Here is a 15,716-nt window from a genome sequence, read left to right on the forward strand (position 1 = left end):
ATTAATAATAATTTAACACAATCTTAAAGTTAAGGAGACACTAATCACTTACTTTCGCATTAAAATAATTGAAGAAAAAAATGAAAAATCTAAAAAACTTATTCTTTGCCTTTATTGGTATTGCAGTTTTAATTACATCTTGTAAAGATGATCCGGCTCCTACTCCAGAGCCAATAGCACCTGAAACAATAACTGGTAACTTAACAGCTAATAAAACATTAACAGCTGATAGAGTATGGGTTTTAAATGGCTATGTAAGGGTAATGAGTGGCGCTACTTTAACCGTAGAGCCTGGCACTGTAGTTAGAGGAGATAAAGCTTCAAAAGCAGCTCTGATAGTTGAACGTGGAGGAAAACTTATAGCTAACGGAACAGCAGCTAAACCAATAGTTTTCACATCTAACCAGCCAGTTGGACAGAGAGCAATTGGAGATTGGTCAGGTGTGATTCTTTGCGGAAATGCTCCAATAAATCAAGCAGGTGGTACTGCTCAATATGAAGGTGGAATACTAGGTGCAGATGTTGCCTTATATGGCGGTGGTACAACCCCTAATCCAGCTGATAACTCAGGAATACTTACTTATGTAAGAATAGAATATGCAGGATTAGCTATACAACAAGATAGAGAAATAAACAGTTTAACCATGGCCGGTGTAGGTTCTGGTACTGTTATAGAAAACGTTCAAGTTTCATTTGGTGGTGATGATGGTTTTGAATGGTTCGGTGGAACTGTAAATTGTAAAAATTTAATTGCATACAGATGTACTGATGATGATTTTGATTTTGAATTTGGTTACGTAGGTCGTATTCAATATGCAATATCTATAAAAGATCCTAACGTATTTGATGCTTCTGCTAGTGGTGCTTCTAACGGAATAGAGTGTGACAACGGCGGAACAGTAAATGATAACCCAGCAAACAAACCAGTTCTATCTAACTTTACATTTATTGGACCTGGCGCATCAGCTAATGCAAAACACAACTCAGGTGTAATTTTTAGAAAAGGAACAAGATTTATTTTAAGAAATTCAATTATTGTAGACCATCTTAAAGCAGGTTTTGAATTAGCAACAGTTGAAGCTGGTGATAGATTAAATTTGGGTGAATCTGAATTTAAAAATAACTTAGTTTTTAACGCGGTAACTGCATTTAAGGTTAGCACTGCTGGAACTTCGTTTACTTCCGATGCAGCATTAGAAACATTTGCTTTATTAGCTGCAAATAACAATACTAAGTTAGCGAGTTTAGCTGCTGCTGGTATAACAAGCGCTACAATGATAAATCCTAATTTAACTCTAACTTCTAATTCACCAGCTAAAACTGGAGCAAGTTTCACAGGTTTAACTGGATTTGAAACAGTAACTTATAGAGGTGCAATGGATACAAACAATTGGACATCAGTTTGGGCTAATTTTGACCCACAAAATGCGATTTACTAGTTTTAATATAAGTATTTAATTGAAAGCCTTACCAATTTGGTGAGGCTTTTTTTATGCTCAATAATTATTTAATTTTTAATAAAACCACATAACTAAAAATGTTCTTACATCAGCAATAAAATAATATGGTGTTAATAATAACTTAAATTCACATTGCTACTATTGTTTAAATAAAATAAAGAACTATGAATTTAAAAAGCAAAAAAATCCAATTTATCACACTAATGTGTGGCGTAATTCTAATAACTTTCGGTTGTAAAAAGGATACAGAAAATCTTTTAAAAACATCTTCAAATACCGAGGTCGTTAAAAATAGTGTAGAAATAGATAAGCTATTATCCTATTTATCTTCTATTACACTTATTGATAAGAAAGAACTTTCTTATAATCCAAATGATGAGCAATTTTATTACAAAGAAATAGCTCAAATAAATTTATATTATCTACGACTTTCTTACAATCAACAAATTAAATAATAAGCTATGAAAAACATAATAATAATTTTTTTAATTTTTAATTTTTATGCAATAAGTCAATCGAAAGCTCAAGTAAACGCTTATGCTTGGCAGGTTAAAAGTGAATATCTTCAAAATGGTAAAATTCTTATCAATAATTCTACACCATCTACAACTATAAAATATGATCTTTCTTTTGCCAAAAATAATGGGTCTGGTACCGTCAAGACTCGGTTAGTTACATTTAATCAAAGTGGTGTAAAAATTGATCTAACTAATCAAACAACCGTAAGTGCAAGTGATTTTCCTCCTAATGTTACAATTATTACTAAAACTTACGAAGTAGATTTGCAAAAAAATTTATTAGATGGAAATCCAATTTATCTTGGGGTACAGTTAGGTTCTAACACTGAAGGATTATATACTAATGGTAGTACAAAATATAATTATATAATTCCACCAGCGCCACCATTAATTCCGCCTATAACAATAAATGCTGTAAATAAAGTGGAAACTATACTATTTGGAACTGATTGTGGATTAGCTCACGCATACGGTGTTTCATATAATCCAAGAGGGCATATGGAAAATGGTGTTTGGAAGTTTGCTTATGAAGTGAGCTTCACAAAAAACAATTCTAACATTTCTGATGATGATGTTTTTTGGGAATGGGTTGTTTCTGATTTTTCTAATTATCCTGTAACTGAAAAGCAATTCTTAGTTTATCCATATGGTACTGATAAAACAGTTGTTATGAATGGAGAAAAAAAAGTTACAGTCGAAGCAAATGATTATTTAGATGAGTATGATTCAGTAGTTAAAGTTAGAGCTAAGTCCAGATCTACTGGTTCAATTCTTTCAAGTGATTTTACATTTTACTTTACTGCTGTAAACCACTAAATATCATTTATAATTTTTTTACATCAACTTTTCAAATAACCTAAATTAACAACTTTTTAAAGGGATAATCTTAAATGATTGTCCCCTTTTTTATTGAATAGAAATTCAGAATTTCTAATAAAATATTATGAGTTAAAAGCATTAGGAAACAAAAATCTTTATAATAAACAATTAGATGGTTGATGTTTGTGTAATAATAATATATGTTAAAAATATTTTTTAATCGCATTAGCGGTTGAAGCGGCACCCCACAACAACGCTTTTTTTTCTAGGCGAGTAGAAAACCGGACGATACGCCCAAACATTTTTTTTGTGTAATGACCTAATTAATCATTTAAAATTTAGGATAAACAATAGTTAAAAAAATGGTATCAAACATTTCCTTTTTCTACTTGTGTAAGTTCGGCTATTAATACATTTATTTGCGTAATTACCTTTCCAAAAGAACATTTAAACATCCATTTGGCTAAATAATAACTAGCTGGAGTGAGAACCACAATACAAACTATTAGTGCATAAATAATTATTGGTTTGGTTAATAACTCTTCAACAGTTTTACCAGAACCTATCACTCCTCCCAAAAAGTAGCCTCCAGTAGCACTAAAGGGATAAATAAATAACGCAACCTTACATTGGATGTTCATCCATTTATTTAGCGTATTTACAACCCTTTTTAATTCGCTTAATAAATTATTGGCACTAACATTTGAATCTATACTTTTATAAAGTATAAAAGCGGTGTAGCCGGCCCAAATATTAAAAATAAGGGTTATGCCAATAAATAATTGAATTTGCCAAAAACGGTAATAGTAAATAATAGGAATATAGATAAGCCCAATAATAATTGTCCAGATGAGGTTTGTAAGTATTGTTTTTTTTGCTCTCTTTAAAGGGTTTTTAAGCCCATTACTTTTTATTTGAGCAATATGATTAATCTCGGGTAATTTTTCTGTAGAAGCTTCAGAATCGTTCCAAATTTTTTGTAAATCCATTAAAGCTGAGTTAAAAATGTTTGTAACTGATTTTTAATCCGAAAAAGTTTAACACCTACATAATTAGCACTAATTCCAAGAATGTCAGATATTTCAGGATTTTCATATCCTTCTAAATGAAGTGTAACGATTACTCTATCTGTCTCATCTAATTTTCTTATGGCTTGGTGTAAACGCTGCACATCTTCCCTAGTTTCTGATTGCGGTGCTACAGGTATAATCAAGTCTTCCATTGCGCTGTGGTAGGAAATTGGTTTTTTATAGTTTCTATTATAGGTTAAAATGGTGTTTAAAGCAACTTTATAAAGCCATGTGCTAAATTTAGAATTCCCTTTAAAACTATTAATGCCTTTCCATGCATTCAAAAGTATTTCCTGATAAAGATCATTCCTGTCATTAATTGAATAGGCATATAGGCCAATCAATTTTAAGATTAAACCTTTACAATCATTAATTTGCTTTATAAAAATGCTTTCTTCCAATTATTTAGCGATAATGGAATAAGTTAATAAACTTAGGCCAATTAAAAGGTGTAATATTAACCAAGCTCTTTGCCAAAGGGGTCTTTTTGTCCATTTAATACTGACATCGAAAGGATCAAATACCAATGCTAATGAGATCATTACTGATGCCATTGACCATTCTTTAAAAATAAGATATATCACACCAAAAGAAATCATAATTGCATAAGCGGGCTTATTAATGTTTAAACCTTTTGCATTTTCCTTTTCCGAAGAATGAGTGTTTGTTTTCATTTAAAATAGTTTTGATAATAAGTAACTAAATATTAAAATTTATTACAAAATCTTTAAACTATTTTTTCTCGATATTAAATTCAGTTATAATATGCTTAATAATATCCTCTTTAGATTTAGAAGCGTCAATGATTAAAATATCTTTTTCTTTAGTTAATGGGATTTCTAATGCTTCTATCTGACTGTGCAATAAAGAACTAGGCATAAAATGCCCATCTCTATTTTTTAGTCTTCCAGCAATTTCATTTTCATCAGCTTTTAAAAAAAGAAATCTAACTTCTCCTGCTGTTCTTAAAATATCACGGTAGGAAGCCTTCAGGGCAGAACAGCTTATTATAAAACCCTGTTGCTCGTTAATTTTGTCTGAGATTTTTCTTTTGAGAATATTTAACCAAGGCAAACGGTCAGCATCATTAAGGGCGATGCCGTTTTGCATTTTATTAATATTTGCTTGCGAATGAAATTCATCACCTTCTATAAAATCTATACCCAGTTTCTCTGCCAATATTTTACCAATAGAAGTTTTCCCGCTTCCAGCAACACCACATACAATCAAATAATAATGATCTTTTATCATCTATAAATATTCAGAAAAACCAACCACCTAACAAACTAACCACCTAACTATCCAATTAAAGATTTTTCCCCAATTTCTCTAACATATCTGCAGGTACACTTTCTAAGTCTAAGACTAAAAATCCATCTAAACAATCAGAAAATTTTGGATCTATATTAAAGCAGATAATTTTTGCATTTAATGCGATATACTGCCTTAATAAAACAGGAACTTTAATATGCGATGTTTCAATCTCGCCGATAAGGCTATCTAAATTTTTTAAAGAACTGCTGCCTGCAGTCAATATATCGGCATCTATTTTAGAAAAATCTACTTTAAACTGTTTACGCGGTTTTACCATTTGAGCCATTTCAGCATCAAAATGATTACGATAGATAAAATTTACGATTAAAGACTTAGAAAATTTACTAAAAACATTGCTAATTGAAACCGGGCCAATTAAATATTTATATTTTGGATTATCAATCAGGTATTTTAAAATCCCTTTCCACAATAAAAATAACGGTAACGGACGCTGTTGGTATTCTTTTCTAATCCATGATCTGCCTAACTCCAGGCTTTGTCTTAAAACAGGAAAAAATTGATGTTTTATTTTAAAAAGCTCATAAATATAAAAACCCTTTTTGCCATAGCTGTAAAATATCTCGTCCCCTTTACCAATACGGTAAGCGCCAACAATCATTTTTGCCTCTAAATCCCAAATAAAAAGGTGATGGTAATAAATATCATAGGCATCTAAATCTGATGATTTATTGGTGCCTTCACCAACTTCTCTAAAGGTTATTTCCCTTAACCTTCCTATTTCTTTAATGATATTTGTAATATGGATGGTTGGGGTTATAAAAACTTCGTAATTTTTTTCGGTCCATACCAAATAATTTTCTCTCAGGCTTTTTACCTCGTTTTCAATTAAATCTTGTGAGATAGGTTTAATTAAATCTTCTGGTTGCTTATTTATTTTAAATATATTTCTGGGATTAAAAATTTTTCTCTCATTTTCCAAACCAGCGCCTAAAGCATAAGTTTTTGCTCTTAAATAGGCCAGCATATTTGTGTTGTTAGTATTGTCTGGAATATCAGTAAAAGCGATTGCCTTTCCAATTCTTACATGTATGGTATGCCCTTTTTTATTGAATAATTCTGACGGTAATTTAGCGGTTCTTAAAGTTGGATGTATAAGTGCTAATAAGTTGAATAACAGTCCGTTATTTCCATGAAAATAAATGGGTAATACCGGTACTTTTGCTTTTCCAATTAACTTACCAACTACCGGATGCCATAATTTATCGGTAATTTGTTGCTGACCTAATTTATATGTAGAAACTTCGCCAGCTGGGAAAATACCTATAGGTGTTCCGGTTTTTAATAAACTTAACGTGGTTTTTATGCCACTAATGCTGGATGAGTGTTCAATGTTTTCAAATGGATTTACAGCTACAAAAAAGTCGCTAAGATTGGGAATTTTCTTTAGAATAAAGTTGGCCATTACTTTTGCATCAGGCCTAACGGTGCATAAAACCTTAATTAAAATCAAGCCTTCGATACCTCCATAAGGATGATTTGCAATGGCGGTAAAAGCACCATCTAATGGGATATTCTTCAAATCGCTTTCGCTGATTTCTACCTTAACACCAACTAACCTTAATATTTCATCAACAAAATCAATACCTTCAAAATTCTCAGCAGCTTCAAAAGTATCGTTGATGTCATTTATTTTCATAATTTCCATCAACAAAGACGCAAGTCCAGGCATCCTTAATTTATTTAGCTTGGTAGCTTTAGCAAACTCTTCTGATGTTATAATCTTCATTTAAAATATTTAAGATTAAATTGGTTTAATATAGTTGTAAAAATAGCAGATGATTATCAAATTATGTTAAATAATATTTCTTAACCTATAACTAGTTAATTTATAGTATTGTTAATACATTAGAAAAAAATATAGCTATCTGTGAATAAAAAAATTAAAGGTCTTTTTGAGTTCACTCCTGGTGAGATGCGGGGTTTGATAATATTTATTATTATCCTGGCAATTATAATGATTTCTCCTTATGTATGGCAAAAATTTAATTATCAGCCTTTAAAAATTACTGTTCAAAATTTGGAACCTCAAATTAAAGAAATAGATGGTTTTAAAGATAAAAATCATTTTTATGATGATGAGGAAAATTCTGATATATCAAAACCTGAAACTCAACTTTTTGATTTTAACCCTAATAATTTATCTGTTCAAAACTGGATGAAACTTGGTTTGTCAGAAAAACAAGCAAGTAGTATAAAAAGTTATGAGGCAAAAGGCGGGAAATTTAGAAGCAAAATTGATGTTAAAAAGATGTTTGTTATTTCTGCTCAAAAGTTTAAGGAATTAGAACCTTACATTCAGATTCCTGCAGCCGAAGTTCAAAATAAATTAGATTTTACATCTACAAATCCTACTTACCCAAAAAAAGCTAGAGAAAATATTACAGTAGAAATTAATTCTGCCGATTCAGCAACTTTAACAACAATCAGTGGGATAGGACCATCTTTTGCATCTCGCATTATAAAGTACAAAAATAGGTTGGGAGGCTTTAATCATATCAATCAATTAAAAGAAGTTTATGGAATTGATTCTTTAAAATTTGAACAAATAAAAAATCAGATAAAAGTTGATAACACAAAAATAGTCTTCATAAGTATAAATGATTGTACTTTTGAACAATTGAAAACTTTTCCGTACTTAGGTTACAAACAGTCTAATGCAATTATTGCTTATAGAAAGCAACATGGAAATTATAAAAATCCAACTGATTTAAGTAAAATAGCAATCTTAAATTCCGAAACAATTCAAAAACTATTGCCATATCTAAAATTTTAATGTTAGAGAACCAAATTAAAAATGTAATTAGAGATATAAAAGATTTTCCAAAGCCAGGAATTATCTTTAAGGATATTACTCCCATATTAAAAGATCAAAAACTTTGTAGCGACATTGTTGATGAATTTGTTTTACAAATAAAAGATTTAGAATTTGATGCGATTGCAGGTATAGAAAGCAGAGGTTTTTTGTTTGGATTAATGCTAGCTAATAAATTAAATAAGCCTTTTATTCCGATAAGGAAATCAGGGAAATTACCTTTTAAAACTATTCAACAAAGCTATGATTTAGAATATGGGTCGGCAATTATAGAAATTCATGAAGATGCTTTTGAGCCAAACTCTAAAATTTTAATTCATGATGATTTACTAGCGACAGGAGGAACAGTTGAAGCTACATCCTTACTTATTCAAAAAATGAAAGGTGAGATTGCTGGATATTCTTTTCTAATAAGCCTCGATTTTTTAAACGGGAAAGAAAAATTGAGAAAATTTTCTGAAAATAATTTCTCACTTGCTAACTATCAATAATTTGTGTTTAAATAGTGCTTGCTAAATATTTAGACTAAAAACCGTTTTGGCTTTAATTCGTATATAAAATTGATACAAACTATTTGTTTAAATAATAAGTATTTTGAGGGTTAACCAATTATTATATGAACGATAATCAAGCTGAATTAGGCTATAATTTTACACAATCAGAAAGTCAAACCATGATTGCACAAATGGTAAAAGACTTTGCTCAAAAACATATCAAACCCCATGTAATGGAGTGGGATGAGGCACAAATTTTTCCCGTAGAGCTTTTTAAAAAATTAGGAGAATTAGGCTTAATGGGCGTTTTGGTGCCAGAAGAATATGGAGGCTCTGGTTTTGGATATTTTGAATACGTTAAGGTAATTGAAGAAATTGCTAAAGTTTGCGGTTCAATAGGTTTATCAGTTGCAGCACACAATTCTTTATGTACTGGCCATATCATGACTTTTGGAAACGAAGAACAAAAAAGAAAATGGTTGCCAAAATTAGCTACAGCACAATGGATTGGCGCTTGGGGATTAACAGAGGCAAATACTGGCTCGGATGCTTTAGGAATGAATACAACCGCAGTTTTAGAAGGTGATCATTACATTGTTAACGGCTCTAAAAACTGGATTACTCATGGTAAATCTGGTGATATAGCAGTAATTATGGTTCGTACTGGAGAAAAAGGTGATTCTAAAGGAATATCAGCAATAGTAATTGAAAAAGGAACGCCTGGCTTTTCTGCCGGAAAGAAAGAGAATAAGTTGGGAATGAGAGCATCAGAAACAACAGAACTTATTTTTGATCATGTAAAAGTGCCTAAAGAAAATCTTTTAGGGAATGTAGGTGATGGCTTTAAACAAGCAATGAAAATATTAGATGGAGGTCGTATTTCTATTGCAGCCTTATCTTTAGGAATTGCGAAAGGAGCTTACGAAGCAGCTTTGGCTTACTCAAAAGAGCGTCATCAATTTGGACAACCCATATCTAGTTTTCAAGCTATTGCTTTTAAACTAGCAGATTTAGCTACCGAAATTGAGGCGTCAGAATTATTAATTTACCAAGCTGCCGATATGAAAAATAGAGGTGTAAAAATGACTAAGCAATCTGCAATGGCTAAATATTTTGCATCTGAGGTTTGCGTAAAGGCAGCTACTGAAGCTATTCAAATTTTTGGTGGTTATGGTTATACCAAAGATTTCCCTGTAGAAAAATTTTACAGAGATAGTAAGCTATGTACAATTGGCGAAGGGACCAGCGAGATTCAGAAAGTTGTAATTGCCAGGGAAATTTTAAAATAATTATTTTGAAATTTATGATAAACATTAATAATTATTGGAGTAATTTTCTTTAAAGATTATGTTTACTGAAAACGAGTTAAGCTATAAAAATCAATAAATACTTTATATTTATTCACTTGTTACATTATTTATTTATCTTTGCAGCCCCAACAGAATTTTAAAAGGGATAGAAAGGTGGTATTTAACAAATGATCATTATCAATGTAAAAGATGGCGAATCAATTGACAGAGCATTAAAACGCTTTAAAAAGAAATTCGAGAAAACTGGTGTATTAAGAGAACTTCGTAGTCGTCAAGCTTATGAGAAAAAATCTGTAGCTAGAAGAATGGAAGTAAAACATGCAGTTTACGTAGAAGGAATGAACAAAGAAGCATAATCTTTTTAGATTATTTTCTTTCAATATATAAACTATTTGTATATTCACTTTTAGTGAATGTGCAGATAGTTTTATGTTTTTAGAGCATTTTTTTAATTACCTACAAAATGAAAAAAGGTATTCCAAGCATACCTTAATTGCTTATCAAAATGATTTGCAACAATATTCTCAATTCTTAACTTCACTAGAAACTGATATTTTAAACTCAAATCATCATGCTATTAGAGCCTGGATGGTAAGTTTAATGGATAGCGAAATAGATCCACGTTCTATAAATAGAAAAATATCTACCATAAGGTCATTATATAAGTTTTTGCTCAAAGAAAATTTAATAGAAGAGAATCCAGTTTTAAAAATTAAAGCGCCAAAAGTTGCTAAAAAATTGCCAACATTTATACCGGAATTAAAATTAATCCAACTTTTGGACACCAATTTTTTTGAAGATTCCTTTGCTGGTTTAAGAGATAAATTAGTAATAGAATTATTCTTTGGAACTGGTATAAGACTAAGTGAACTCCTAGGCCTTAAAATAAATGATTATTATCCAAAAGAAAATACCATTAAGGTTTTAGGTAAAAGAAATAAAGAAAGAATTATTCCTATTCCTGTTGCTTTGGGAAATCTATTAGATCAATATTTAATTTCTAGGGCATCAATAAATGTCTCAAATGAAATCAAATTACTAATTATTACGGATGGTGGTTCTGAAGCATATCCAAAATTTATCTACAGATTAGTACAAAAATATCTATCTTACATTTCAACTCAAGATAAAAGAAGTCCTCATGTATTAAGGCATTCTTTTGCTACAGCGCTCCTTAATAAAGGAGCTGATATTAATGCAATAAAGGATTTACTCGGGCATTCAAATCTTGCAGCCACGCAGGTTTATACCCATAACTCAATAGAAAGATTAAAATCAATTTACAAACAAGCTCATCCAAAAGCTTAAAAAAAAGGAGGAAAAATGAAAATTGGAATTCAAGCAATCCACTTTAGTGCCGATCAAAAATTATTGGCATTCATTCAAAAAAAAGTTAACAAGTTAGATCAATTTTATGATCAGATCATTTCTGGAGAAGTTTATCTTAAGTTAGATAACATTTCTGAGGAAACTAATAAAACCACTGAAATAAAATTGATGATTCCTGGTATTACTTTGTTTGCAAAAGAAGAATGCAAATCTTTTGAAGAGGCAACAGATTTATGCATTGAATGTTTAAGAAAGCAAATTACAAAGCACAAAGATAAAATTCGCTCCCATGAGAGTAAGCATAAAGAGTTACCAAAGCAACAAATTGCAGTTTAAACCCATTTTGTTGATTACTAATACAATTAAATCAATGACCTAAAAATTCATTGATTTTTTTTTGAAATAAATTTTGTTCGAGTATTAATTTTCGTAGTTTTGCAGTCCCTTAGGCAAAAGAGCTAAAAGGGAATAAAGAAATTGTTCTTTAATTTAATAAAAAAGCCTCCTTAGCTCAGCTGGTAGAGCAACTGACTTGTAATCAGTAGGTCATTGGTTCGATCCCGATAGGAGGCTCTGTTTATTCATTGAATGAATAAATGAATGATAAAATGTTATTTTAATATTTAATAATTCATTCATTAAAATATTCAATATTTAAACTAATGGGGGGATTCCAGAGCGGTCAAATGGGACGGACTGTAAATCCGTTACTTCGGTTTCGAAGGTTCGAATCCTTCTCCCCCCACAAAAATAATGAGTGAAAACTTGATTTATTATGATTGAATTTATTCTGTCATTCTAATATTAAATTAATCAACATTAAATTGCGAAAGTAGCTCAGTTGGTAGAGCGATAGCCTTCCAAGCTATAGGTCGCGAGTTCGAACCTCGTCTTTCGCTCATTTGAGCTCCTTAAAAGAGCAAATTTATAGTTTAAAATGTTCTTTATTATAGTTCTTAGTTTACTAATGAGCTATTTTACTATTGAATTTGATAAACTAAAAATAAGCCGAAGTAGCTCAGCGGTAGAGCACTTCCTTGGTAAGGAAGAGGTCGTGGGTTCAAGTCCCATCTTTGGCTCTGAAGGGCATTAATTGTAATATAAATAAAAATTAACCTAGTAATAAGTATAAAATCATGGCAAAAGAAAAATTTGACCGTAGTAAACCACACCTTAATATCGGTACAATCGGTCACGTTGACCACGGTAAAACTACATTAACTGCAGCTATCACTAAAGTTTTAGCTGACGCTGGTTTCTCAGAAGCTCGTTCATTTGCTTCTATTGACTCTGCTCCAGAAGAAAAAGAAAGAGGTATCACTATTAACACGGCTCACGTTGAGTATTCAACTGCTAACCGTCACTATGCTCACGTTGACTGTCCAGGTCACGCGGATTATGTGAAGAACATGGTTACTGGTGCTGCTCAAATGGATGGTGCTATTATTGTTGTTGCTTCTACAGATGGACCAATGCCACAAACTCGTGAGCACATCTTATTGGCTCGTCAGGTAGGTGTTCCTTCATTAGTTGTATTCATGAACAAAGTGGATATGGTTGATGATCCAGAATTATTAGAATTAGTTGAAATGGAAATCCGTGAATTATTATCATTCTATGATTTTCCAGGTGACGATATTCCAGTTATCCAAGGTTCTGCATTAGGTGGATTGAATGGTGACGAAAAATGGGTTGGAAAAATTATGGAATTAATGGATGCTGTAGATAGCTATATTCCAATTCCTCCACGTTTAACTGAACTTCCTTTCTTAATGCCAGTTGAAGATGTTTTCTCTATTACAGGTCGTGGTACAGTTGCTACAGGTCGTATTGAAAGAGGAATTATAAACTCTGGAGAAGGTGTTGACATCTTAGGTATGGGTGCTGAAAATTTAAAATCTGTAGTTACAGGTGTTGAGATGTTCCGTAAGATTTTGGATAGAGGTGAAGCTGGTGATAACGTAGGTTTATTGTTACGTGGTATTGAGAAAACGGACATCCGTCGTGGTATGGTAATCTGTAAACCAGGTTCTGTAACTCCTCATACTGATTTCAAAGCTGAAGTTTACGTTTTATCTAAAGCTGAAGGTGGACGTCATACTCCATTCTTTAACAAATACCGTCCACAATTCTATTTCAGAACTACAGATGTAACTGGTGAAATCACTTTACAAGAAGGTGTTGAAATGGTTATGCCAGGTGATAATGTTACAATCAATGTTCAATTGATTAACGCAATTGCAATGGAAAAAGGTTTACGTTTCGCTATCCGTGAAGGTGGTAGAACTGTAGGTGCTGGTCAGGTAACTGAAATTGTAAAATAAATACAAGAATCCTTCGGGTGTCTTGATAATGAAAAGTACTTAGGAAATACTTCCTAAGTACTTTTTATCTAAATACAAGATTGAAATCTGAAAGGATTTATAAACGGGAATAGTTCAACGGTAGAATAGAGGTCTCCAAAACCTTTGATCAGGGTTCGAATCCTTGTTCCCGTGCTAACGAAATAATAAGAATGGCTGGTATTGCAGAATATATTAAAGAGTCTTATATAGAGTTAACCGAAAAGGTTACTTGGCCAACTTGGAGCGAGCTTCAGAATAGTGCAGTAATTACTTTAGTTGCTTCTTTGATCATTGCTTTGATCATTTTAGCAATGGACGAATCTGCCGGAAACTTATTAAAGTTAATGTACAAATCATTTGCGTAATATATAAACAATGAGCGATCAGTTGAAATGGTATGTTGTAAGAGCAGTAAGTGGGAAAGAAAAAAAGGTTAAGCAATATATTGATGCAGAAATAAGTCGTTTAGGCCTAACCCATTTGGTTCCTCAGGTTTTAATACCTATGGAAAAATACTACCAAATGAAAGACGGAAAAAAGATTGCTAAAGAAAGAAATTTTTACCCGGGATATGTTTTAATTGAAACAGCCTTAAATGCAGAATTAGAACAGATTATAAAATCTATTAACAGTGTAATTGGTTTTTTAGGTGATAAAAGCGGTAACGCAGTTCCACTAAGACCAGCTGAGGTAAATAGAATTTTAGGTAAAGTTGATGAAATGGCCGAACAAGGAGAGATGATGAATGTCCCTTTCTATGTTGGTGAAAACATCAAAGTTATGGATGGTCCTTTCAATGGTTTCTCGGGAGTAATTGAGGAAGTTAACGAAGAGAAGAAAAAATTAAAAGTTATGGTTAAGATTTTTGGACGTAGAACTCCATTAGAGCTTAATTACATGCAAGTAGAAAAAGAATAAATAGAGTAGCAAGAATTTGGTAGCAAGTAGCAAGATTAATAGTCTTATTCTTGTGTCTTTAATCTTGATTATCATTAAAGATCTTAAATGTTACAAATGCTTCCACATTATTAACGTTGAGAAATAAATAAATAAAAAATGGCAAAAGAAGTCAGTGCGTTAATCAAATTACAAATCAAAGGGGGGGCGGCAAATCCATCACCACCAGTTGGTCCTGCATTAGGAGCAAAAGGTGTGAACATCATGGAATTTTGTAAGCAGTTTAACGCTCGTACCCAGGAGAAAGCAGGCAAAGTACTTCCTGTTGTAATTACTGTTTACGCAGACAAATCTTTCGAATTTATCATCAAAAATCCACCGGTTGCAATCCAGTTAATGGAATCTGCAAACATCAAAAGTGGATCAGCAGAATCTAACCGAAAAAAAGTTGCCAAGATTTCTTGGGAACAGGTAGAAACTATCGCTAAGGATAAAATGTCGGATTTGAATGCATTCACAGTAGAATCAGCAATGAAGATGGTTGCAGGCACAGCCCGCAGTATGGGAATAAACGTTACAGGTGACGCACCCTGGACAAATTAATTAACACATTAAGTAAAAGACAAGTGGCAAGATTAACAAAAAATCAAAAGACGGCACTTTCCAAACTTGAAGACGGTAAAGCTTATTCTTTAAAAGATGCAGCTGCCTTGGTAAAAGACATTACCACCACTAAATTTGATTCATCAGTAGATATTGATGTTCGTTTAGGAGTGGATCCACGTAAAGCCAATCAAATGGTTCGTGGTATTGCAACTTTGCCACATGGTACCGGTAAAACAGTTCGTGTTTTAGCTCTAGTAACTCCTGATAAGGAAGAAGAAGCAAAAGCAGCAGGAGCTGATTTCGTAGGTTTGGACGAGTATATAGCTAAGATTGAGGGTGGCTGGACAGATGTCGACATTATCGTTACTACACCTAGCTGTATGGCTAAAGTGGGTAAATTAGGTCGTATCTTAGGTCCTCGTAATTTGATGCCTAATCCTAAATCAGGAACTGTAACCATGAATGTGGGACAAGCAGTAACTGACGTAAAGGGTGGTAAAATCGACTTTAAAGTTGATAAAACAGGTATCATTCATTGCTCAATAGGTAAAGTATCTTTCCCATCTGATAAGATTTATGAAAATGCTTTGGAGGTTCTTCAGACTATTTCTAGATTGAAACCATCAGCTGCAAAAGGAACATATTTTAAGAGTATCAATATCTCTTCTACTATGTCTCCAGGAATAAATATTGAAACTAAATCAGTAGCGGGAATTTAATA

General features: G+C 32.1%; 19 protein-coding genes and 5 tRNA genes. 19 read left to right on the forward strand and 5 right to left on the reverse strand.

All coding sequences use genetic code 11. The annotated features are described in order from the left end of the window. The first annotated feature begins 80 nt into the window (after positions 1-80). The 3 genes from A5893_RS00680 to A5893_RS00690 all read left to right on the forward strand — a co-directional run bounded on the left by A5893_RS00680 (position 81) and on the right by A5893_RS00690 (position 2,794). The gene (locus A5893_RS00680) at positions 81-1,439 is read left to right on the forward strand and encodes a hypothetical protein (RefSeq protein WP_068820617.1); all 1,359 of its coding nucleotides are present in this window, start codon (positions 81-83) and stop codon (positions 1,437-1,439) included. Positions 1,440-1,624: 185 nt separating this feature from the next. After that, positions 1,625-1,915, forward strand: coding sequence for a hypothetical protein (locus A5893_RS00685; RefSeq protein WP_068820618.1), 291 nt, complete (start codon positions 1,625-1,627; stop codon positions 1,913-1,915). Positions 1,916-1,921: 6 nt separating this feature from the next. Further along, complete coding sequence (locus tag A5893_RS00690; protein ID WP_068820619.1) at positions 1,922-2,794, forward strand: hypothetical protein; 873 nt, start codon at positions 1,922-1,924, stop codon at positions 2,792-2,794. A gap of 371 nt (positions 2,795-3,165) precedes the next feature. Here A5893_RS00690 and A5893_RS00695 read toward each other — a convergent pair whose 3' ends face one another. Genes A5893_RS00695 through A5893_RS00715 form a run of 5 tightly spaced genes read right to left on the reverse strand, consistent with a single transcriptional unit; the run spans position 3,166 to position 6,928 of the window. Continuing rightward, positions 3,166-3,786, reverse strand: coding sequence for a hypothetical protein (locus A5893_RS00695; protein WP_068820620.1), 621 nt, complete (start codon positions 3,784-3,786; stop codon positions 3,166-3,168). Continuing rightward, complete coding sequence (locus A5893_RS00700) at positions 3,786-4,268, reverse strand: RNA polymerase sigma factor (RefSeq protein ID WP_068820621.1); 483 nt, start codon at positions 4,266-4,268, stop codon at positions 3,786-3,788. Before A5893_RS00700 ends, A5893_RS00695 begins: the two co-directional genes overlap by 1 nt. After that, positions 4,269-4,541 carry a hypothetical protein gene (locus A5893_RS00705; RefSeq protein ID WP_068820622.1) on the reverse strand — a complete coding sequence of 91 codons (273 nt, stop codon included), beginning with the start codon at positions 4,539-4,541 and terminating at the stop codon, positions 4,269-4,271. It abuts the gene before it with no gap. Positions 4,542-4,599: 58 nt separating this feature from the next. Further along, positions 4,600-5,118: a gluconokinase gene (locus A5893_RS00710; protein WP_068820623.1), complete on the reverse strand. Its 519-nt coding sequence runs from the start codon at positions 5,116-5,118 to the stop codon at positions 4,600-4,602. Between the two features lie 55 nt (positions 5,119-5,173). Further along, positions 5,174-6,928, reverse strand: a complete 1,755-nt coding sequence (locus A5893_RS00715) for a lysophospholipid acyltransferase family protein (RefSeq protein ID WP_068820624.1) — start codon at positions 6,926-6,928, stop codon at positions 5,174-5,176. A 141-nt stretch (positions 6,929-7,069) separates the two neighbouring features. Between A5893_RS00715 and A5893_RS00720 the strand changes: the two genes are divergently transcribed. The 16 genes from A5893_RS00720 to rplA all read left to right on the forward strand — a co-directional run bounded on the left by A5893_RS00720 (position 7,070) and on the right by rplA (position 15,714). Beyond that, complete coding sequence (locus A5893_RS00720; RefSeq protein WP_082911262.1) at positions 7,070-7,975, forward strand: helix-hairpin-helix domain-containing protein; 906 nt, start codon at positions 7,070-7,072, stop codon at positions 7,973-7,975. Then, complete coding sequence (locus A5893_RS00725; RefSeq protein WP_068820626.1) at positions 7,975-8,505, forward strand: adenine phosphoribosyltransferase; 531 nt, start codon at positions 7,975-7,977, stop codon at positions 8,503-8,505. Before A5893_RS00720 ends, A5893_RS00725 begins: the two co-directional genes overlap by 1 nt. Before the next feature lie 125 nt (positions 8,506-8,630). Beyond that, positions 8,631-9,797: an acyl-CoA dehydrogenase family protein gene (locus A5893_RS00730; RefSeq protein ID WP_068820627.1), complete on the forward strand. Its 1,167-nt coding sequence runs from the start codon at positions 8,631-8,633 to the stop codon at positions 9,795-9,797. A gap of 188 nt (positions 9,798-9,985) precedes the next feature. Continuing rightward, a complete protein-coding gene (rpsU, locus tag A5893_RS00735) occupies positions 9,986-10,174 on the forward strand; it encodes a 30S ribosomal protein S21 (RefSeq protein WP_068820628.1) in 189 nt (62 codons plus the stop codon). 73 nt (positions 10,175-10,247) lie between these two features. Then, positions 10,248-11,126, forward strand: coding sequence for a tyrosine-type recombinase/integrase (locus A5893_RS00740; RefSeq protein WP_068820629.1), 879 nt, complete (start codon positions 10,248-10,250; stop codon positions 11,124-11,126). A gap of 15 nt (positions 11,127-11,141) precedes the next feature. After that, on the forward strand, positions 11,142-11,483 hold the full coding sequence (hpf, locus tag A5893_RS00745; protein ID WP_068820630.1) for a ribosome hibernation-promoting factor, HPF/YfiA family: 342 nt from the start codon (positions 11,142-11,144) through the stop codon (positions 11,481-11,483). A gap of 164 nt (positions 11,484-11,647) precedes the next feature. After that, positions 11,648-11,720: transfer RNA gene (locus tag A5893_RS00750), tRNA-Thr, on the forward strand. A gap of 91 nt (positions 11,721-11,811) precedes the next feature. After that, positions 11,812-11,892 (forward strand) — tRNA-Tyr (locus A5893_RS00755). 81 nt (positions 11,893-11,973) lie between these two features. After that, positions 11,974-12,046: transfer RNA gene (locus tag A5893_RS00760), tRNA-Gly, on the forward strand. Between the two features lie 108 nt (positions 12,047-12,154). Then, positions 12,155-12,226: transfer RNA gene (locus A5893_RS00765), tRNA-Thr, on the forward strand. A gap of 57 nt (positions 12,227-12,283) precedes the next feature. Continuing rightward, the gene (gene tuf, locus A5893_RS00770; protein ID WP_068820631.1) at positions 12,284-13,471 is read left to right on the forward strand and encodes an elongation factor Tu; all 1,188 of its coding nucleotides are present in this window, start codon (positions 12,284-12,286) and stop codon (positions 13,469-13,471) included. Between the two features lie 103 nt (positions 13,472-13,574). Then, positions 13,575-13,645: transfer RNA gene (locus A5893_RS00775), tRNA-Trp, on the forward strand. A gap of 17 nt (positions 13,646-13,662) precedes the next feature. Beyond that, on the forward strand, positions 13,663-13,857 hold the full coding sequence (gene secE, locus A5893_RS00780) for a preprotein translocase subunit SecE (RefSeq protein WP_068820632.1): 195 nt from the start codon (positions 13,663-13,665) through the stop codon (positions 13,855-13,857). Between the two features lie 10 nt (positions 13,858-13,867). After that, positions 13,868-14,410: a transcription termination/antitermination protein NusG gene (gene nusG / locus A5893_RS00785; protein WP_068820633.1), complete on the forward strand. Its 543-nt coding sequence runs from the start codon at positions 13,868-13,870 to the stop codon at positions 14,408-14,410. A 138-nt stretch (positions 14,411-14,548) separates the two neighbouring features. Continuing rightward, the gene (rplK, locus tag A5893_RS00790; protein WP_068820634.1) at positions 14,549-14,992 is read left to right on the forward strand and encodes a 50S ribosomal protein L11; all 444 of its coding nucleotides are present in this window, start codon (positions 14,549-14,551) and stop codon (positions 14,990-14,992) included. Positions 14,993-15,015: 23 nt separating this feature from the next. Next, entirely contained in the window at positions 15,016-15,714 is a 699-nt protein-coding gene (rplA, locus tag A5893_RS00795) for a 50S ribosomal protein L1 (protein ID WP_068820635.1), read from the forward strand. The last annotated feature ends 2 nt before the right edge of the window (positions 15,715-15,716 follow it).

The organism is Pedobacter psychrophilus (assembly GCF_001652725.1).
GTDB classification, from domain to species: domain Bacteria; phylum Bacteroidota; class Bacteroidia; order Sphingobacteriales; family Sphingobacteriaceae; genus Pseudopedobacter; species Pseudopedobacter psychrophilus.